The sequence below is a fragment of the Streptomyces sp. ICC1 genome, from assembly GCF_003287935.1.
GTDB classification, from domain to species: domain Bacteria; phylum Actinomycetota; class Actinomycetes; order Streptomycetales; family Streptomycetaceae; genus Streptomyces; species Streptomyces tritrimontium.
In genome coordinates, this window is record NZ_CP030287.1 from 8849192 (window position 1) to 8868781 (window position 19590).

Here is a 19590-nt window from a genome sequence, read left to right on the forward strand (position 1 = left end):
GTTCGTCGCCCGCGCCAGCTGTGTATAAGGGACAGCCCCCCGGGTTTCCCCCTTCCCGACGGGCCGTGCTCGGCGCGGGCGCCGCCCTCGCCGGCTCCGGGCTGCTCGCCGCCTGCGGGGGCTCCGGCACGGCCGGCATGGACCACGGCTCCGGCGCCACGGCCGGCGGCTCCTCCGGCGCCGCGGTTCCCGGCGGCTACGTCGACCCGGCCGGCCCCGAGGTGCGGGCCGCCGAGGCCGCCCGCACGGCCGCCGGCCCGCTCACCGAGGTCCGGCTGACGGCCACCGCCACCCCGCTCGACCTCGGCGGCGGCCGCACCGTCCGCTCATGGGCGTACGGGGACCGACTGCCCGGCGGGGAGGTACGGGTCACCGCCGGCGGCACCCTGGCCCTGACCCTCGCCAACAACCTGCCCGCCGCCACCTCCCTGCACTGGCACGGGCTGGCGCTGCGCAACGACATGGACGGGGTGCCGGGGCTGACCCAGCGGGACATCGCCCCGGGCGGCTCGTTCACGTACCGGTTCGCCGTCACGCACCCGGGGACGTACTGGTTCCACCCGCACTCCGGGGTCCAGCAGGACCGCGGCCTGTACGCGCCGCTGATCGTCGAGGACCCCAAGGAGCCGCTCTCCTACGACAAGGAGTGGGTGGTCGTCCTGGACGACTGGCTCGACGGCGTGGACGGCTCCACGCCGGACGCCGTGCTCGCCGAACTCCGCAAGGGCATGGGCGCGAGCCCGGGCGGCGGCCACGCGGGCCACGGCTCCTCCGGCTCCTCCTCCGCAGGCTCCGACTCCGACTCCGACTCCAGCTCCGGCTCGCCCGCGCCGACCGCCACCGGCGGCCCGTCGCGCGTCCTGATGGGCGGCGACAGCGAGGTGCTCGGCAAGGACGCGGGAGACGTCGCGTACCCGTACTACCTGGTCAACGGCCGCATCCCGGACGACCCGTCGGTCTTCGCCGCCCGCCCCGGCGACCGGATCCGGCTCCGCATCGTCAACGCGGGCGGGGACACCGCCTTCCGGGTCGCCCTCGGCGGCCACGAACTCACCGTCACCCACGCCGACGGCTTCCCCGTCGAGCACACCGCGGCGCGCTCGCTGCTGCTCGGCATGGGCGAGCGGTACGACGTCCTGGTGACGGCGGGCGACGGGGTGTTCCCGCTGACCGCGCTGGCCGAGGGCAAGGGGCGGTCGGCGTCGGCGCTCGCCCTGCTGCGCACCGCTCCGGGTACGGCGCCGACCGCGGAAACCCGGCCCGCCGAGCTGTCCGGGCGGCCGCTGACGGCGGACTCGCTGAAGGCGGCGGAGCCGGTGGCGCTGGCCGCGCGGGAGCCGGACCGCACGGTGAAGCTCAAACTGACGGGCTCGATGGCCGCGTACGACTGGGCCTTCGACGGCAAGCCGTACGCGCCGGACCGGCTGCACGAGATGAAGGCGGGCGAACGGGTCCGGCTGGAGTTCAACAACTCCACAACGATGTGGCACCCGCTGCACCTGCACGGGCACACCTTCGCCGTCGGCGGCCGCCCGGGCGGGGTCCGCAAGGACACGGCCGTGATCTTGCCGGGCGGGAAGCTGACGGCGGACTTCGACGCGGACAACCCCGGCCTGTGGATGGTGCATTGCCACAACGTCTACCACGCGGAGGCCGGAATGATGACCGCCCTCGGCTACCGCCGCTAGTACTGCCGCCCGCTGGCGGGCCCGGCGCCGCGCGGCCGTTCGCGCGGCCCCGGGCCCGCACCGGGCCGGGGATGTCCGGGGCCGTGCCGCCCGGGCCCGAAATGCCCGGCGCGCAGGGCGCGGTCCATGAAAGGCTGGTGATCGTCACGCGCCGATTGCGACCTGAAGGATTCCCCGCCGGTATGAGCACCCCGCCGAACCCGCCCAGCACTCCGTCCGGCCCGCCGACGGAGCCCGCGGGCACCCCCATACCCGAAGCGGCCTCCATACCGGCGCCTTCGCAGCCCCTGTCGCTCGAGAAGCCCCCGGCCGACGCGGCCCCGGCACAGACCCCGGCACAGGCCGAGGCGGAGCCCGCCGCGGAGATCCCGGCACAGGTCGCGGCAGAGCCCGCGGCGGACGCCCCGGCGCAGGTCCCGGCGGAGCCCGCGGCACAGGCCCCCGCGCAGGTCCCGGCACAGGTCGCGGCAGAGCCCGCGGCGGACGCCCCGGCGCAGGTCCCGGCGGAGCCCGCGGCACAGGCCCCCGCGCAGGTCCCGGCACAGGTCGCGGCGGAGCCCGCGGCGCAGGCCCCCGCGCAGGTCCCGGCGCAGGTCCCGGCGGAGCCCGCGGCGCAGGTCCCGGCGCAGTCCTCGGCCGCTCCCGCTCCCCGCCGGGGAGGGCGCCGTCGCCGGCCGCTGTTCCGGAGGCGGGTCGAGTGCGTGCTCCGCCTCCAGCGCCCGCTCCCGGGCGGACTGCGGGGCGCCGGCCGTGATGGCGCCCTGGATCAGGGAGTTCGGAAGCAGCACCACGGCGGTGGTCCCGCCGTACGGTGACATGCGCAGGTGCACCTTCACCCCGTGCCGGGCCGAGAGGCGGCTGACCACGAAGAGCCCGAGCCTGTCGCTGTCGAAGAGGTCGAGCGCCTCGGACTGCTCGATGCGCCGGTTGGCCTCGTTCAGGGACTCCCGCCCCATGCCCAGCCCGCGGTCCTCCACTTCCAGGACGTAGCCGGCGCCCACGGGTTCACCGCTGACCCGGACCTTGGTGTGGGGCGGCGAGAACTGGGTGGCGTTCTCGATCAGTTCGGCGAGCAGGTGGGTGAGGTCGGCGACGGCGCCGCCGATGACGGCGGCCTCGGCGAGCTGGCGGACCTCGACGCGCGGGTAGTCCTCGATCTCAGAGACGGCGGCCCGTACGACGTTCGTCAGCGGGATCGGCATCCGCCAGGCGCGGCCCGGGGCCGCGCCCGACAGGATGATCAGGCTCTCCGCGTGCCGCCGCATCCGGGTGGTGAGGTGGTCGAGGCGGAAGAGGTCGCCGAGCTCGTTCGGATCGTCGGCCCGCCGCTCCATCGAGTCGAGCAGGGTCAGCTGCTTGTGCACCAGGACCTGGCTGCGCCGGGCGAGGTTGACGAAGACGCCGCTCACTCCGCTGGCCAGCTCGGCGCGCTCCACGGCGGCGCTGAGTGCGGCCCGGTGGACGGTCGCGAGCGCCTCGCCGACCTGGGTGATCTCGTCCTCCGCGGCCGGGCCCTCGGGGGTCTCGGCGGATACGTCGATGTCCTGGCCGGCCCGCAACCGCTCCATGGCCCGCGGGAGTTTGCGGTGCGCGATCTCCAGCGCGGTGTTGCGCAGCGAGACCAGCTCGACGACCAGGGCCCGGCCGATGCGGACCGAGATGACGAGCGAGGCGGCCACCGCGGCCAGGCCCAGGACGACGGCGGCGCCGGCGGGGCTGAGCGCGCCCGTGCCGAACGGGTCGGCGCGGTCGGCGGCCTGGGTGTGGGCGGCGTTCTCGATGTCGCGCATCGAGGCGGCGACGGAGGTGTACGCCGCCTCCCAGCCGGCGGGCGGGCCGGCCGCGCGGGTGTCCTTGGCCGCTGCGGCCTCGCCGGCGCCGGCGCCGGCGGACAGCGCCCGGTCCTCGGCCCCGATCAGCTCGGCGTAGACGGCGCTCTTGGCCACCGCCTGCCAGGCGCCCTGCTGCGCGGCGGGCAGGTCCCGGGCGGCGGAGTCGGTCAGGATCCGGCGGGTCTCGACCGCACCCGCCAGGCGGCGAAGCGATTCTCCACCGCGCGGCCCCGGCACCGTCAGCAGCGCGTCCTCCCGTGAGAGCTGTTCGCCGGCCCGCGCGAACTCCAGCAGGACCCGGGCGTCGGGGCCGAGTTCGGCGTCCTCGCCGCCGCCGGAGAGGGCGCCGCCGAACTCCAGCGCGGAATCGATCACCCGGGTGTACGTCTCGTAGGCGGCTTCGGGGGTCGCGCGGCGGCGGGTGACGTCCTCGCGCACCGGGCCGAGCCCCTCGGCGGCGGCGACGAAGGCGCGCAGCCGGATCACGATGTCGGTGCGGTAGTCACCCGAGTCGGCGACGGTGTTGCGGTCGCCGAGCCGCAGCGCCCGTACGGCGGTGTCGGTGCGGCGCGCCTGCTGGTCCAGGGCCTCGGCCTGGCCGGGTGCCTGGGCGGCCGCGGCCTGGCCGGCGGTGGGATCGGCCAGCAGGCGCACGGCCGTGCGCCGTTCGGCCTGGAGCTGGGTGAGGGCGGCGGCGACCGGGACCCGCAGTTCCCGGTCGACCCGCTGGACACGGCTCAGGCGGGCGACGTCCTGGGCCGCGTCGACCGTGGCGAACGCCCAGAGGGCGAGCAGGGAGACCACCGGCACCATCAGCAGCGAGACGATCTTCGCGCGGACGGTGGCGGGGCGCAGCCTCAGCCGCGGCCTCGGCCCGCCACCGGGGCCGGCGGCGGCCGGTATCCCGGGCGGGGCGCCGTGGCTCTCGTGGTGGGCCGGCTCCTCGGCGGGCGGTCCGGCGTGTGCCCGGCGGCCCGCCCCCCTGGCGCCGCCGCCCGCAGGCGCGGGCGGCCGCGCCGCCGCTGCTTCCGGTGACTTGCGGGGTCTGCGCATGGGCTCCTCGTTCCGGGCGGTGGCGGTGCGTACGTGCGGTGCGTGACGGGGGGAGCGGGGCGGTGGCCCGCAGGACCACGGAGCCGAGCGCGGGGAGGGTGACGGTCAGCTTGCCGGCGGCGGAGGCGCGCAGCGGCGCGGCGGCGCCGGGTGCTCCTTGGGCGGCTGCTCCCTGGGCGGGTGCTCCTTGGGCGGCTGCTCCTTGGCCGTAGAGGGTGCGGTACTGGGCGCCGGCCGGGGCGTCGAGCTCGATGGTGCGGGGCTCGGTGCCGTTGTTGGCGGCGACCAGGTACTCGGTGCGCGTGCGGGTGTCGGTGCGGGCGAAGGCGTAGGCCGAACGGTCGGAGAAACGTTCACTCTGGACGCCGTCCCGCAGGGCCGGGTGGTCCTTGGTGAGCTGCGCGAGAGCACTGATCTGCTTGTAGAGCGGGTGCTCCGGATCGTAAGCATCGCTCGCGTGCGTGCGCGCCGTTCCGAGCTGGTCGTCGTCCAGGTAGTCGGCGGCCTTCGAGGCGAAGAGCGGCTGGCGCGCGTCCTTGTCGCCGCCCGCCCCGGTGAAGCCCTGCTCATCGCCGGAGTAGACCACCGGGTTGCCCCGCGAGAAGAACATCAGCTCGTTGGCCAACCGGTAGCGGTCCAGCAGCTCCTGCTCCCCCGCGGCCGGCCGGTCCTGCTTCAGGAAGGTCCCGAAGCGGCCCATGTCGTGGTTGCCGAGGAAGGTGACCTGCTCGTACGCGTTCGCCTTGTCCGTCGTGTACCGGTAGTCGTCACCGAAGACCGAGGCCAACCGCCCGGCGTCCGCGCCCTGGGAGGCGTAGGAGCGGATCGCCTCCTGCAGCGGGAAGTCGAGCGTGGCGTCGAGGCGGCCCCGCGTCACGTACGGGGAGGTGACGGCGGTGTCGGCCGAGTAGACCTCGCCGAACATGAAGAAGTCCTCGCGGCCGCGCCGGGCCGCGTACGCGTCGAGGGCGGTCGCCCACTGCGTCCAGAACCCGGTGTCGACGTGCTTGACCGTGTCGATCCGGAAGCCGTCGATGTCGAAGTCCTTGACCCACTTCTCGTAGATCTTCTCCATCCCCTCCACGACCTCGGGACGCTCGGTCCACAGGTCGTCGAGGCCGAAGAAGTCGCCCTGGTCGGACGATTCGCCGGCGAAGGTGGAGTCGCCCCGGTTGTGGTACATCAACGGGTCGTTGAGCCAGGCCGGCGACTTGAGGTTCTTCTTCGCGTCCGGGACGAAGGGGGTGCGCGGGAAGGAGTCCGCGTCGACCTTGGGGAACTTCGCCTCCCCGGCCGCGTAGTCCGCGTCCTTGAACGGCACCCCGTCCTTGGTCAGATAGGGGAAGGCGCCCTTGGAGAGGTACCCGTAGGAGGCCTCCCGGTAGTCGACCACGTCGGCGGTGTGGTTGGTGATGACGTCGAAGAAGACCTTCATCCCCTTCCCGTGCGCCTTGTCGATCAGCCGCTCCAGGTCGGCGTTGGTGCCGAAGTGCGGGTCGACCTGGGTGAAGTCGGTGATCCAGTAGCCGTGGTAGCCGGCCGACACGTCCTTGCCCGTCCCCTGGACCGGCTGGTTCTTGAAGATCGGCGCCATCCAGATGGCCGTGGTGCCGAGCCCCTTGATGTAGTCCAGCCGGTCGGTCAGCCCCTTGAGGTCCCCGCCCTGGTAGAAGCCCTTGTCCGTCGGGTCCAGACCGGTCTCCAGCCGGGAACCGGTCAGGCCGCCCCGGTCGTTGCGCGGATCGCCGTTCGCGAACCGGTCCGGGAGCACGAAGTAGAACTGCTCCCGGGTCAGGTCGTGCCGCGCGGACTCGGCCGCCAGCTTGGCGTCCGAGGGCGGACCCGGCGGCGCCTTGGCGGCGGCCGCCGCGGCGGCGGGGAGGGCGGGCAGGAGCGTCACGGCCAGGGTGGCGGCGAGCACTCCCGCGGCGCCGGCGAGGGCGGGGCGTATCAAGGCGGTTCTCCTCGGATGCGGGACGGAGCGGGACGGGAGGGTCAGTTGCGCCAGGTGTCGGTCAGCGTGACCTTGCCGTTCGCGGGGACGGTGGCGGACCGGTTGGCTCCGCTCTCCCAGGTGACGTTTCCGGCGGCGTCCTTGCGGACGTACTTGTACGCGAAGACCGTGCCGGGCGGGAGCGTGACGTCGAGCTTCCAGACGGGGTAGGCGGCCGGGTCGAGCTTGAGGGCGCTCGCGGTGTTCCAGCTGCCGAGCTCGGCGCGGTCACCGGTGACGTAGATGTTCTGGCCGAGCACGGTGGCGGCGTTGACGGCGAAGGAGGCCCCGGCGGTGGAAGTGGGGGTGGCCGTGGCAGGCACTGACGAGCCGTTCGGTGTATAAGGGGCAGGGCTACGGGGCTACGGGGCTACGGAACCCTTGCGGCCTTCGGGGCCTTCGGGGCGGCGGGTCGTGCCTTCCCGTACAGCCACACGTCCCAGACCGCCTTCAGGTCGTGCCCCGTCTTCTCCTGCGCGTAGGCGGTGAAGTCGGCCGTGCTCACGTTCCCGTGCCGGTGGTCCGCGGCCCAGCCCCGCACCAGGGCGAAGAACGCCTCGTCGCCGACCTCCTGCCGGATCCGCTGCAGGACCATCGCCCCGCGCCCGTACACCGGGGCCGCGGAGATGTCCTCGGGCCCCGGCGGGGCGGCCGGCGGGAAGGCGTCCCAGGCGGAGCCGGCCTCCGGGTCGACGTCGGTGTCCCCGGACAGGTACGCGTCGAAGTGCGCCTGCGCGCTCGGCCCGCCGTGGTCCTCGGACCACAGCCACTCGGCGTACGTGGCGAAGCCCTCGTTGAGCCACATGTCCTTCCAGGACTTCGGAGACAGCGAGTCGCCGAACCACTGGTGGGCCAGCTCGTGCAGGACCAGCTCCTCGCTGCCGGGCGCACCGGAGAACACCGGCCGGGTCTGCGTCTCCAGCGCGTAGCCCAGGGTGCCCCCGGGCAGCACGATCGCGCCCGTCGTGGAGAAGGGGTAGGGGCCGAACCGGCCCGCGCCCCACTCGACCATCTCCGGCAGCCGGGCCAGCGCGGCCTCGGACGCGGCCGCCTCCCCGGGCGCGACCGCCTCGTAGAAGGGGATCCCGGAGGCCGTCCGCCCGGTCGTGACCTCGAACTTCCCCACTGCGGCGGTCGCCAGGTAGCTCGCCATCGGCTCCGGGCTGTGCCAGGCGAACACCGTCCGCCCGTCCGCGTCCCGGGTCCGGGAGCGCAGTTCCCCGTTGGACACCGCCTCGTACCCCTGGGGGACGGTCAGCGTGATGTCGTAGGTGGCCTTGTCGCTCGGGTGGTGGTTCCCCGGGAACCAGGCCATCGACCCGACGGGCTCGCCGACGGCGACGGCTCCGTCTCCGTCCGCGGTGGCGATCCAGCCCTCCTTGGAGCCGTCGGGATCGGTGACGGGCTTGGGCCTGCCCGAGTAGTCGATCTCCGTACGGAACACCTCGCCGCGTTCGAGGTCCTCGGCGGGGCGCACGGTCAGCTCGTTGCCGGTCCGGTTGAACCGGGCCCCCTCGCCCTGCACGCGCACGCGCTCGACGCCGAGGCCGGCGAGGTCCAGGTTGAAGGAGCTGAGCTCCTGCTCGGCGCGGGCGGTGATGACGGCGGTGGCGTCCAGCCGCCCGGCGGCGGGGTCGTAGGCGAGGTCCAGGTCGTAGTGCTCGACCTGGTAGCCGCCGTTGCCGGCCTTCGGGAAGTACGGGTCGCGCAGCCCCGACGCGCCCGGCCGCCCCTGCACGGTCTCCCCCGTACAGCCCGTGGTGAGGGCGAGGAGGACGGCGACGGCGGGGGCGGCGAGGCGGGAGAACGTGCGGTGATCCACGCGCTCGAGACTATGCGAGGCGCTCCGCTTTCCGGTGCCTCCCTCGAGCCGGGGGCCACCTGTCGGAGCTACTTGTCCGGGCTACCTGTCCGGGCTACCTGTCCGGGCTACCTGTCCGGGCTACTTGTCGAGGGCGTCGGCGCCGGCCTTCGCGAACTTCTCGTCCAGGTCGCCGCTGGGGGCGCCGGCCACGCCGATGCCCGCCACCGGGGCGCCCTTGGCCTGGACGGGGGTGCCGCCGCCGAGGAAGAGGGTGCCGGGGATGTCCTTCAGGTTCGGGGTCTGCGCCAGGCGGCCCGCGAGCACCGAGGTCGGGGCGTTCCAGGACACGGCGGTGAAGGCCTTGCGCTGCGCCGACTCGTAGGACTGCGGGCCCGCGCCGTCGCCGCGCAGGGTGACGATGGTGTTGCCGTTGCGGTCGACGACCGCGACGGTCACCTTCTGGTTCTCCTTCTCGGCGGCCTCCAGCGCGGCCTGGGCGGCGCGGGTGGCGGCGTCGATGGTGAGGTGCGTGGAGGTGGTGAAGTTCTTGTCGTTGTCCCCCTTGGCCGCGGCGGCGGCCGGCGCCGAGGCCGACTCGGAGGCCGGGGCGGCGGTGGCGCTGACCGCGCCGAAGGTCCCGGCGGCGAGGGCGGCGGCGAGGACGGTACCGGTGAGAACGCGGGTACGGGTGTTCATGTCTGCTCCTGTTGGCACGTGGGATCCGGCGCGGCGGGCAGCCTGTCCGCCGTGTTCCAACCCTCTCCCCGCCACCCCAGCCCGTACCCGGCGGGCGGCTGCGGCTGAGACTGAGGCGGCTGCTGCTGCGCGGGCTGCGGGATCGCGTAGCCGGGCTGCGGCTCGGCGGGTGCGGCGGGCGGGAGCTCCCACCCGGCCTGCGGCCCGGCGGATGCGAACTGCGGCGGCAGCGGGGGGAGTTCGGCTGCGGGCGTCGGCGCGGCGTCCTCGGGCTCCGGTGCCGCCCCGAACGGCAGCTCCGCGAGGAACTCCGGAACGACCGTCCCCGCGGAGGGAGTCGGCGTCCGCCCGGCCGCGGGCGCGACATCCGCCGGGACCGGCGCCGGGTACGACGGCGCGACCGGGGCCGAAGTCGCCTCGCCGTACGGGGTGTTCGGGTAAGCAGGCGCGACATCCGCCGGGGCGGGGCCCGCCTGCGGCGGCGCGACCGGGGCTGAAGGTGCCTCGCTGTACGGGGTGTTCGGGTATGCGGGCACGGCATCCGTCGGGGCGGGGCCCGCCTGCGGCGGCGCGACCGGGGCTGAAGGTGCCTCGCTGTACGGGGTGTTCGGGTGAACGGGCACGGCATCCGTCGGGGCCGCGGGCGTGGTCGGAGCGGAGGCCGCTTCGCTGTACGGAGTGTTCGGGTAGGCAGGCGCGGCATCCGCCGGGACCGGGGCCGGGTACGGCGGCGCGACCGGGGCCGAAGGTGCCTCGCGGTACGGGGTGTTCGGGTAGGCAGGCGCGGCATCCGCCGGGACCGGGGCCGGGTACGGCGGCGCGACCGGGGCCGAAGGTGCCTCGCGGTACGGGGTGTTCGGGTGAACGGGCACGGCATCCGTCGGGGCCGCGGGCGTGGTCGGAGCGGAGGCCGCTTCGCTGTACGGGGTGTTCGGGTGAACGGGCATGGCATCGGCCGGGGTCGCGGGCGCCGCGTCGGGCAGTGGCGGGGCCGGGTGGAGCGGCGCGGCGGAGTCGGCGCCGGTCGAGGTCTCCCGGGGGGAGGCTTCGGGAGACGTGCTCACCGGAGCCGGATCCGCCGGGACCGGGGCGGAGGGGGCCGAGTCGGCCGGAGCCTCGCCCGCGAGTGCCGAGGGGGCTTCGTCGACAGGGGCCGGGGCGGATTCCGGGCTCGGGTGCTCCGAGGCTGCCGGGCCGGTGTCGGCCGGAGCCGCCGGGTACGCGGTCGCGTACGTCGCGGGCACCGCGTCCTCCGGGGCCGTCGCCGGGGCGGCCGGGCCCTGGTGCGCCGAGTGCGCCGTGCCGGTGAACGCCGGCGGTGTGTACGGGGCGGCGGGAGAGGTCGATGCCGCCGAATACACCGACACCGAGGGTCCCGAGTCGACGGATGCCGCCGGGTACGCCGATGGCGCGGTGTCGACCGGAGCCACCCGGTAGGCAGGGGGTGCCGGTGGTGCCGCGTCGATCGGAGCGGCCGCCGGTGCGGCGTCGGCGGGAGCCGAAGGGAACGCTGCCGGTGCCGCGTCAGCCGGAGCCGCAGCCGGAGTTGGGGCCGGGGCGGGGTTCGCGGTCGGGACCGGTTCCGGGGCCGGGAGCGGAACCGCGAGCGGCGCGGGCGTCGCACCGGCTGCGGCCGGAGCCGCGTACGGGGCGGCCGGCGGGGTGGCGTACGAGTCCGCCGGGCGCCTCGGCGCGGTCAGGCTCGGGAACGCCGAAGGCGGGGCCGGAGCCGCGTACGGGTCCGGTGCGTACGGTGCCGCGTACGGGGCGGAGTCCCCGGTGCGCGCCGCGTCGGGCGCGCTGCGCGGCGCGGGCGGGGTGGCGGCCTCCGCGGGCCGGTACGGTTCGAAGCCGCTGCCCTCGGGAAGGCCGGGAACCGGGGCGGCGGCCGGGGCCGCGCCCTGCGTGTACCAGGCCGGCGAGGTGTTGTCGTTGGTGGACTCGCCCGTCAACTCGGTCTTCGCGTCGGACTGATCGTCCGTCGGGACGTCCTGCGCCCCGCCGCGCCTCTCGTTCCGATCGCCGCTCACTGAATCCTCCTGATCTGTCGAACACTGGTCCGGCGTCCGGCACCACGCCACGCCGTCGGTCAGCCTAATCGCGCCCAGCAGCCAGTATCCGCCCCCGTGGGCCAGTCTCCGGCAGGCCGCCCGGGGCAGGGCGACCGGACTTCACCCGGACTCCAACCGGACCCGGAGCTGCCCCTTATACCCATCCGACGCTGCCCACCCTCCCCTCATCTCTCACCCCTCACCCTTCATCTCTCACCCTCGAAACTGCCCAGGAGGGCACCGTGGCCCTTTCCTCCCCCGGCACCGGCACCGCCGCCGCCACTTCCGATGCCACCACCGAGCCCGCGCCCGGACGCGGGCTGCTCCCCTTGCTCCTCGTCGGCAACAGCGCCATGTACGCCCTCTACATCGGCGTCGCCGGCGTACTGCTCGCGCTCCAGGTCGAACACATCGACCCGGCGAACAAGGTCGCCAACTTCGGCCTGATCGCGGGGGTCTCGGCGATCTTCGCGACGGTCTTCAACCCGGTCGCGGGCGCCCTGTCCGACCGCAGCGGACGGCGCAACCCCTGGATCCTGGGGGGCGGACTCGCCGCGATACCCGCGATGTTCCTGCTCGGCTTCGCGGACACGATCCTGCTCATCACCATCGCCTGGTGCCTCGGCCAGGCCGTGATGAACATCTACCAGGCGGCGATCACCTCCGTGGTCCCCGACCGGGTGCCCAAGAGCGCCCGCGGCAAGGCCTCCGCGGCCGTCGGCCTCGGCCTGCCGTTCGGCTCCACCATCGGCGCCCTCGTCGGCGCGGCCTTCTCCGACGACTACCGCACCGGCTACCTGGTCTTCGGCGCGCTCGTCGCCGGCGCCGCGGTCCTGTTCACCACCTGCACCAAGGAGAAGCGGCTGCCCGCGCGCGCCCAGTTGCCGGTCAGGCAGCAGCTCGCGGCCTTCGCCGGAGCGCTCAAGGACCACGACTTCCGCTGGGCGTTCATCGGACGGGCGCTGCTCGTCCTCGGGTACTTCGCGGTCAGCGGCTACCAGCTCTACATCCTCCAGGACCACACCGTGCTGCCCGACGGCATGAAGCCGGAGTCGGCCGTGGCCATCATGATGCCGCTGACCAGCGTGGCGATGGTCGTCTCCACCGTCCTCGGCGGCTGGCTCTCGGACAAGTACGACCGCCGCAAGCTCTTCGTCGGCGCCTCCGCCCTGCTCTCCGCCATCGCACTGGTGATCCCGGCCCTGTCGACGAGCTGGACGGCCATGCTGGCCTTCTCGGTCATCAACGGCCTCGCGTTCGGTTGCTACATGGCGGTTGACACCGCGCTCGTGACGATGGTCCTCCCGAAGGCCGAGGACGCGGCGCGCGACATGGGCGTGCTCAACATCGCCAACGCCGGCCCGCAGATCGTCGCGCCCTTCATCGCCTCGGTGATCGTGTCCCTCAGCGGCGGCTACACGGCCCTGTTCATCGTGGCCGCCGCCCTCGCGGTGGCGGGCGCCCTGGCCGTGAAGCCCATCCGCAGCGTCCGGTAGGGCGGGGGCCTTGCGGCCGGCGATCTCGCAGACAAGAACGACGACGACAGCGATGACAAGGAAAGGCACCACCGTGCAGCTCCACACCCACACTTGGGGAGAAGGCGACCGCGTCGCCCTCCTGATCCACGGGATCATGGCCGACCACCGGACCTGGCGCCGGGTCGGGCCCGCCCTCGCCGACCTCGGCTACCGCGTCATCGCCGTGGACCTGCGCGGCCACGGCGAGAGCGGCCGGGGCGAGTACGGCCCGGAGGCCTTCGCCGACGACGTGGTCGAGACGCTGCCGACCGGCGCGGAACTCGCCATCGGCCACTCCCTCGGCGGTCTGACCCTCTCGTACGCCGTCGAGCGCCTGCAGCCGCGCCGCGCCGTGTACTCCGACCCCGCATGGCACCTGGCGACCCCCGAGCCGGGCTTCGGCCCCGAGATGTTCGCCCAGTTCAAGGCCGCGCCCAAGGGGCAGATCCAGGCGATGAACCCGCGCTGGGAGGAGGCCGACGTCGACATCGAGCTGGAGACGCTGGCCGTCTGGGACGAGGCGACCGCGCTGAGCCTGGCTCCGCTGATGGGCGCGGACCTGCTGCCGGCCGCGCCGGTGGTCCCGTCGCTCGTGCAGCTGGCAGACCCGAGCTTCCTGATCTCACAGGAGCGCGCGGCGGTCCTCGAGGCGCGCGGCTTCGAGGTCCGCTCGGTGCCCGGCGCCGGCCACACCATCCACCGCGATGACTTCGACGGCTTCATGGCATCGCTCGAGGGCTGGATCTAACTCCAGCCCCCACCGCCCTGCGGGCTGGCCCGCAGGGCGGTGGGCGTTGGGGGGTGGGGCGACGCGCGTGAGATCGTCGGCGGCGTCGGATGTGTCAAGGAGCGCGGGCCGGACGGTTCGGCCGGGCCGGAAGGGTCCGCCGGGCCGGAAAGGTCCGCCGGGCCGGGGGTGTTCGAGGCGCCCGGGGCGTTCGGCGGCTCCGCGAGGTCGGCCACGCGGAGCAGGGCCGCCGCCACCCGGGCCCCGTACTCCCTGACCGCGGCCTCCTCGTGCGGTCCGGGCAGCGGTCCGGCCTGGGCGCCGAGGAGCCGCAGATTGCCCCAGAGCACCTTGTGCCCGGCCATGATCGCGGCCTGCCAGTCCCGGCCCGGTCCGGCCGGACGCTGCCGCTCGGCCTGGTACTGGGCGTACGCGGTCTCCGTCATCACCAGCGAGTGCCGGACCCGCTGGTCCGCGCCCTCGGGGCCGGTCCGCCCGACGGCGGCCGTGACCCCCCGGACGTCGTCGGCGGCGGCACGCAGCAACTCGGCGACGGCGCGGCCCAGTTCGTCGTGGGCGCCGTGCGGCCACGCCAGTAGTCCGCACACGATTCCGATGGCGCTGCCGACCGTGACGTCCAGGAACCTGACTTCGGCCAACTGCCAGGTGACGGGCGCCAGCTGGGCGAAGGCCATGGCGATGACCAGGGTGAACATCGCCTGGGCCCAGCCCACTCCGCGCACCGGGCCGACGCAGAAGGCGACGAGCATCAGCGGCGGCAGCACGATCTCGTACAGGAGGCTCGCCTCTCCGGCCAGCACGAGGATCCCGCCCGCGGCGAGCGCGCCCAGGCACGTGCCGATCAGGGCCAGGCGGACGGTGGCCCGGGTCTGCACGGCGGTGGTGCGGGTCAGGCTGAGGACAGCGAGCATCGCCCAGAATCCGTGCGGCAGGGAGACGAGCCCGGCGACGGTGCGGGCGGCGGCGAGGGCGAGGCCCAGTCGGACGGCGTTCTGGAAGTGCACGGACCTGGGCCCGGTGTGCCCGGAGAGGCGGAACCACCAGAGCCGGAGCGTGCTCGGGCGCGCGTACCAGAACAGGTCGGGCGGTTCGGCCCCGGAGGCCGGTCCGGGTTCCGGTGCGCGCGCCGCCCCCGCCCCCGGTCCCGGTCCGGGCCACGGTTCCGGGGCCGCCGCGCGCCCCCGTACGGCGATCTCGGCCGCACCGCGCAGGACGAGCGCGGCGTCCGCCAGCTCCACCAGCGTGGCGCGCCGCAGCCCCGAGCCGGACTCGGGCGCCGGAGCCGCGACGAGGGAGCCCCGCAGGTCCCGCAGGGCGGCGGTGCCGGTGGCGGGCGCTCGCCCCTCCCGGAGCAGGGCGGCGGTCGCGGTCGCCGACTCCCGTACGGACCGTACGAGGTCCAGCCCGGCCGGATCCGCCCGCCGGCCGGGCGCCGGCGGGGGCAGGGCCCGCAGGCAGGACAGCAGGGTCCGGGCCGCCAGCCCGGTGTGGGCCAGCGCGCGCTCCCGCACGCCGGGCCCGGCGGGCCGCTCCGCCTCCGGGACCCGGGAGGGCCGCATGGCTTGGGCGGTCTCCGAGGCCCGGGCCCGTTCCGCGTCGGAGAGCGTGTGGGGCGGCTCCTCCAGGGCGGCGGCGCACCGCGCGGCCTCGTCAGCGGCCGAGGCGGCCCGGTCCCGGTAGCGGGCGACGGGCGGGTCGGGCAGCAGGTACCTCTCGGCGAGGACCAGGAGCAGGACCCCGATGACGGTGCCGGCCAGCCGGCGGCCGAGGCCGTCGGGGGCGTACGGCGGGAAGCTGGGCAGGATGTACAGGAGCTGGAGCCCGGGTCCGGCGCCCGCCTGGCGGGGTCCGGCGGCCGAGCCGAAGGCCAGGCAGAAGCCGATGACCAGCATGCCGGCCACCGCGGCCCACGTCCGTACGGCGAGCCAGGTCCCCACGGCCACGAGCGCGCAGGCGAAGGGGAGCAGACGGACCATGAGCGCGGCCCGCTGCCGGCCGCTGCCGGGCAGCTGGGACAGCGCGCCCAGCGAGACGGCGGTGAAGAGGGCGTAGGTGGCGCCGACGGGCTGGTCCAGGCCGTACAGGAACCCGTAGAAGCCGGCGCAGGCGGCGAGCGTGACCCGGACGGCCCGCCGCGCGGCCGCCGGCAGGGGGCCGGTGCCCATCCGCAGCTCCACGAGGGCACGCACCCCCACAGCCTAGTCTCGTGGGCTCGGAGATGGGTATAAGAGGCAGGAGGGGCGCTGGTCGGCGTCGTAGCCCCAGGGTTTGCGTTCCATGCCGAAGCCGGTCCAGGCCGCGGTGAAGCGGGTGGCTTCGATGAGGGTCTGGTAGCCCATGAACTCGGCGAAGGACTCGTTGAGCCAGATGTCGTCCCACCAGCTGAGGGTGACGAGGTCGCCGAACCACATGTGGGCCATCTCGTGCGCGATGGTCAGGGCGCGCCGCTGGCGTTCGGCGTCGGTGACGGCGGAGCGGAAGACGTATTCCTCGCGGAAGGTGACCAGGCCGGGGTTCTCCATGGCGCCCGCGTTGAACTCGGGGACGAAGGCCTGGTCGTAGGAGTCGAAGGGGTAGGGCTCGGTGAACTTCTCGTGGAAGCGGTCGTAGCAGGCGGTGGTGATGTCGAGGATCTCGTCGGCGTCGGCGTCGAGGTGCGGGGCGAGGGAGCGGCGGCAGTGGAGGGCGAAGGGGAGCCCGGCGTGCTCGGTGCGGACGCTGTGCCAGGGGCCCGCGGCGACGGCGGCGAGGTAGGTGGAGATGACGGGGGTGGGGGCGGTCTTCCAGATGCCGGCCTCGGAGGCGGATCCGTCGCCCGAGCTGTCGCCCGAGGCGTCGCCGCTGTCGCCGTACCGCTCGCCGATGCGGTGGTGATGCCGTTGGCGAGGACGGTCCAGTGGGTGGGGGCGGTGACGGTGAACTCGAAGACGGCCTTGAGGTCGGGCTGGTCGAAGGCCGGGAAGACCCGCTGGACGTCGTCCAGGAACATCTGGGTGTAGACGTACGTCTCCCCGTCCGCGGGGTCGGTGAAGCGGTGCAGGCCTTCGCCGGTGCGGGAGTAGCGCATGCGGGCGTCGACGCGCAGCTCGTGGGGGCCTTCGGTGAGGCCGGTGAGCGGGAGGCGGCCGTCGGTGAGGCCGGCCGGGTCGAGGGGGTGTCCGTCGAGTTCGGCGGAGCGCAGTTCGTCCGGTTTCAGCTCGAGGAAGGTGTCTCCGGCGGTGCGGGCGGCGAACCGGATGACGGTGCTGGATTCGAACGTCTCGTCGCCGGTGGTGAGGTCGAGGGCGACCTCGTAGTGCCGGATGTCGAGGATCTGGGCTCGGAGCTGCGCTTCGTTGCGCGTCAATGCGGACATGGGGCCCATGCTGCCGGATTGCGGCGCCGGGCCCCAGGGGCTTATTCCTCGCCGGCCGCGATGGTCTCGTGGTGGCGGATGACCTCGGCGATGATGAAGTTGAGGAGCTTCTCCGCGAAGGCGGGGTCGAGTTTGGCGTTCTCGGCGAGTTCGCGGAGCCGGGCGATCTGGCTGGCCTCGCGGCCCGCGTCGGCCGGGGGAAGCTGGTGGCGGGCCTTGAGGTGGCCGACCTGCTGGGTGCACTTGAAGCGCTCGGCGAGCATGTGCACGACGGCCGCGTCGATGTTGTCGATGCTGTCCCTCAGACGGGCCAGTTCGGCGGTGACGTTCTCGTCGATGTCGCTGGTGTTCATGGTTCCCGAGAATACGTGGCGTACGGGCGTTGGTCCTCGGCCAGTCGGCCAGTGAGACGGCGGGTGCCGCGCGGTGTCCCGGTCCGGGGCGGTCTGGATGGATCTGGGATCGGGCGCACGTCCGGGCAGCGGCGGGACGGCCCGAGCCGTCCGGCGGGACGGCCTAGTGCAGCGGCAGGAGCGCCGTGACGAGCCAGCCGCCTTCGGGGGCGGGGCCGGCGGTGAGGGAGCCGCCGAGGGCTGCGGCGCGCTCGGCCATGCCGACGAGGCCGTAGCCGCCGCCGCGGGCGTTCTCGGAGAGTCTGGCGGGGCGGCCGCCGTCGTCGGCGATGCGGACTTCCAGGCCGGCCGGGACGGTGCGCAGGCCGATGCGGACGGCGGTGGCGGTGGCGGCGTGTTTGCCGATGTTGGTGAGGGCTTCGAGGACGATGCGGTGGGCGGTGGCGGCGACGTCGGCGGGGAGCCTGGCGTCGAGGCCCGTCTCGATGTAGAGGGCGACGGGCGGGCCGGTGGCGGCGAAGCGTTCCACCAGTCCGCGGATCTCGCGGAGGCCGGCGACGGGGGCGGTGCCGGGGCCCCCGCCGACGAGGCAGTATGGGGTGATCGCAGAGGACTGCCCCGGTGACGCGTCGCGGTGACACGGCACGGTGGGCGGCGGGACGGGAGGCACGCGTGCGCACGGAGCCGGAAGCGGTGATCGGAGAGCTCGGCGGGGGCCGGGACGGGCGCGGGACCTTGCGCTCCGAGACGCTCCTCGTGCTCGCGCTGTCCCTGGGCGCGAGCGGAGTCTCGGCGCTGATCAGCTTCATCGGCTCGCTGACCAAGCCGGGCGGCCTCAAGGATCAGGCCGCCACGCTCAACGGCTCGTACGCGCCCGGCCGGCCGTGGCTGGACCTGGCCTGGCAGCTGTTCGGCATCGCGAGCGCGCTCGTCCCCGTACTGCTCGTCGCGCACCTGCTGACCCGCGAGGGCGCGCCGGGACTGCGGGTACTGGGCTTCGACCGCACCCGGCCCTGGTCGGACCTGGGCCGGGGCACGCTCGTCGCCGCCTGCATCGGCAGCGCCGGCCTGGCCTTCTACCTGGGGGCCCGGGCGACCGGCTTCAACCTCACGGTGGTGCCGGAGAACCTGCCCGACGTGTGGTGGAAGTTCCCCGTACTGATCCTCTCCGCGGTGCAGAACTCCGTGGTGGAGGAGGTCATCGTGCTGGCGTACCTGCTGCGCCGGCTCGACCAGCTGGGCTGGTCGCCGATGGCCGCGCTGCTGGTCAGCTCCGTGCTGCGCGGCTCTTACCACCTCTACCAGGGCATCGGCGGGTTCATCGGCAACGTGGTGATGGGCGTCGTCTTCGTCCTCGCCTACCGGCGCTGGGGCCGGGTCGGGCCGCTCGTCGTCGCGCACGCGCTGCTCGACATCGTGGCCTTCGGCGGGTACGCCCTGCTCGCGGGCAAGGTGGGCTGGCTGCCCACCCCGTAGGGGCGCGCCGGGGCACGCCCCGGCGCGGTCGCTCAGGGTGCGGTGAGCAGTTCGCCGTCGATGACGGTGACGGCTCGGCCCGTCAGCAGCGTACGGTCGCCCGCGAGCCGGACCGCGACCAGCCCGGTGCGGGCTCCGCCCTGGAGGCCGACGAGCTCGGTGCGGCCCAGGCGCGCGGCCCAGAAGGGGGCCAGCGCGGTGTGGGCGCTGCCCGTGACCGGGTCCTCGTCGATGCCGAGGGCCGGGAAGAAGCCGCGGGAGACGAAGTCGTAGCCGCGGGAGGGGTCCTCGGCGGGGGCGGTGACGATGATCCCCCGGCGGCCGTAGCCGCGCAGGGCGGCCAGGTCGGGCGCGAGCTCGCGTACGGTCCGCTCGTCCGCCAGCTCCACGACCAGGTCGCCGATGTGCGCGGAGGTGTCGTGGACGGACTTCATCCTGGCTCCCAGGGCCTGCCCGACCTCGGCGACGGGCTCGACCTCGGTGAGGGAGGACGTGGGGAAGTCCATGGTGATCGTCCCGTCCTGCGCGGCCTCGGCGGTGAGGACGCCGCACCGGGCGGTGAAGCGGATCAGCCCGCTCGCGAGGCCGCTGGTGGCGAGGACGTGCGCGGTGGCGAGGGTCGCGTGGCCGCACATGTCGACCTCGCCCGTCGGCGTGAACCAGCGCAGCGCCCAGTCCGCGTCGCCGCCCGGCGGCAGGGGGTGGGCGAAGGCGGTCTCGGAGAGGTTGACCTCGGCGGCGACCTGCTGGAGCCAGGCGTCCGGGGGGAAGCCGCCGTCGAGGAGCAGGACTCCGGCGGGGTTGCCGGCGAAGGGGCGGTCGGTGAAGGCGTCCACGATTCTGATGCGCATGCCGCCGACCGTAGGGACACGGTGGAAGCGGCCGCAAAGGCCAATCGGGGATGGCTGGCCTGGGCGGGCGGCTCCCGGGGGAGCAGCCCGGCCAGGCCGCGCAGGGCGGCGGCCAGGCGGGGCAGGACCGGCGGGACGGGGTCCGGGCGGGCGGAGGCCGCGGCCAGCGACTG

At 74.5% G+C, this 19590-nt stretch carries 12 protein-coding genes and 3 pseudogenes; 4 read left to right on the forward strand and 11 right to left on the reverse strand.

All coding sequences use genetic code 11. The features are described from left to right. The first annotated feature begins 65 nt into the window (after positions 1–65). Positions 66–1688 carry a multicopper oxidase family protein gene (locus DRB96_RS41580; protein WP_275432060.1) on the forward strand — a complete coding sequence of 541 codons (1623 nt, stop codon included), beginning with the start codon at positions 66–68 and terminating at the stop codon, positions 1686–1688. Here the strand turns inward: DRB96_RS41580 and DRB96_RS41585 are convergent. The 6 genes and pseudogenes from DRB96_RS41585 to DRB96_RS41610 form a co-directional block, all read right to left on the reverse strand. Further along, entirely contained in the window at positions 1685–4573 is a 2889-nt protein-coding gene (locus DRB96_RS41585) for a nitrate- and nitrite sensing domain-containing protein (protein WP_112452991.1), read from the reverse strand. The two genes, DRB96_RS41580 and DRB96_RS41585, sit on opposite strands and share 4 nt — an antisense overlap. 52 nt (positions 4574–4625) lie before the next feature. Next, a pseudogene (locus tag DRB96_RS41590) lies at positions 4626–6494 on the reverse strand (alpha-amylase family glycosyl hydrolase); the annotation flags it as partial. Between the two features lie 74 nt (positions 6495–6568). Then, a pseudogene (locus tag DRB96_RS41595) lies at positions 6569–6874 on the reverse strand (carbohydrate-binding module family 20 domain-containing protein); the annotation flags it as partial. Between the two features lie 62 nt (positions 6875–6936). Next, a complete protein-coding gene (locus DRB96_RS41600; RefSeq protein ID WP_112452992.1) occupies positions 6937–8388 on the reverse strand; it encodes a M1 family metallopeptidase in 1452 nt (483 codons plus the stop codon). Positions 8389–8508: 120 nt separating this feature from the next. Further along, positions 8509–9066 (reverse strand): heme-binding protein, encoded by a 558-nt coding sequence (locus DRB96_RS41605; RefSeq protein ID WP_112452993.1) that lies wholly within the window; start codon positions 9064–9066, stop codon positions 8509–8511. Then, positions 9063–11096: an SCO5717 family growth-regulating ATPase gene (locus DRB96_RS41610; protein ID WP_112452994.1), complete on the reverse strand. Its 2034-nt coding sequence runs from the start codon at positions 11094–11096 to the stop codon at positions 9063–9065. The genes DRB96_RS41605 and DRB96_RS41610 overlap by 4 nt, the downstream gene beginning before the upstream one ends. Before the next feature lie 263 nt (positions 11097–11359). Between DRB96_RS41610 and DRB96_RS41615 the strand changes: the two genes are divergently transcribed. After that, on the forward strand, positions 11360–12613 hold the full coding sequence (locus DRB96_RS41615) for an MFS transporter (RefSeq protein ID WP_112452995.1): 1254 nt from the start codon (positions 11360–11362) through the stop codon (positions 12611–12613). Positions 12614–12686: 73 nt separating this feature from the next. Next, positions 12687–13382: an alpha/beta fold hydrolase gene (locus DRB96_RS41620; RefSeq protein ID WP_112452996.1), complete on the forward strand. Its 696-nt coding sequence runs from the start codon at positions 12687–12689 to the stop codon at positions 13380–13382. Here the strand turns inward: DRB96_RS41620 and DRB96_RS41625 are convergent. The 4 genes and pseudogenes from DRB96_RS41625 to DRB96_RS41640 all read right to left on the reverse strand — a co-directional run bounded on the left by DRB96_RS41625 (position 13379) and on the right by DRB96_RS41640 (position 17736). After that, positions 13379–15571 carry an FUSC family protein gene (locus DRB96_RS41625; protein ID WP_162689163.1) on the reverse strand — a complete coding sequence of 731 codons (2193 nt, stop codon included), beginning with the start codon at positions 15569–15571 and terminating at the stop codon, positions 13379–13381. The genes DRB96_RS41620 and DRB96_RS41625 overlap by 4 nt on opposite strands. Before the next feature lie 45 nt (positions 15572–15616). Beyond that, positions 15617–16746 (reverse strand): annotated as a pseudogene (locus tag DRB96_RS41630) (M1 family aminopeptidase); the annotation flags it as partial. 32 nt (positions 16747–16778) lie between these two features. Beyond that, the gene (locus DRB96_RS41635; protein ID WP_112452998.1) at positions 16779–17090 is read right to left on the reverse strand and encodes a chorismate mutase; all 312 of its coding nucleotides are present in this window, start codon (positions 17088–17090) and stop codon (positions 16779–16781) included. A gap of 163 nt (positions 17091–17253) precedes the next feature. Then, positions 17254–17736 (reverse strand): ATP-binding protein, encoded by a 483-nt coding sequence (locus DRB96_RS41640; RefSeq protein WP_204357958.1) that lies wholly within the window; start codon positions 17734–17736, stop codon positions 17254–17256. A 47-nt stretch (positions 17737–17783) separates the two neighbouring features. On the opposite strand from DRB96_RS41640, the gene DRB96_RS41645 reads away from it, so the two are divergent. Further along, positions 17784–18566 carry a type II CAAX endopeptidase family protein gene (locus DRB96_RS41645; RefSeq protein ID WP_112454455.1) on the forward strand — a complete coding sequence of 261 codons (783 nt, stop codon included), beginning with the start codon at positions 17784–17786 and terminating at the stop codon, positions 18564–18566. A 32-nt stretch (positions 18567–18598) separates the two neighbouring features. Here DRB96_RS41645 and DRB96_RS41650 read toward each other — a convergent pair whose 3' ends face one another. Beyond that, positions 18599–19417, reverse strand: a complete 819-nt coding sequence (locus DRB96_RS41650) for a PhzF family phenazine biosynthesis protein (RefSeq protein ID WP_112452999.1) — start codon at positions 19415–19417, stop codon at positions 18599–18601. Positions 19418–19590 lie beyond the last annotated feature (173 nt).

Bases quoted from the DNA above. Each gene is read 5' to 3' on its own strand.
- DRB96_RS41585 (WP_112452991.1), bottom strand. From the start codon at position 4,573: ATGCGCAGACCCCGCAAGTCACCGGAAGCAGCGGCGGCGCGGCCGCCC.
- DRB96_RS41605 (WP_112452993.1), bottom strand. From the start codon at position 9,066: ATGAACACCCGTACCCGCGTTCTCACCGGTACCGTCCTCGCCGCCGCC.
- DRB96_RS41635 (WP_112452998.1), bottom strand. From the start codon at position 17,090: ATGAACACCAGCGACATCGACGAGAACGTCACCGCCGAACTGGCCCGT.
- DRB96_RS41650 (WP_112452999.1), bottom strand. From the start codon at position 19,417: ATGCGCATCAGAATCGTGGACGCCTTCACCGACCGCCCCTTCGCCGGC.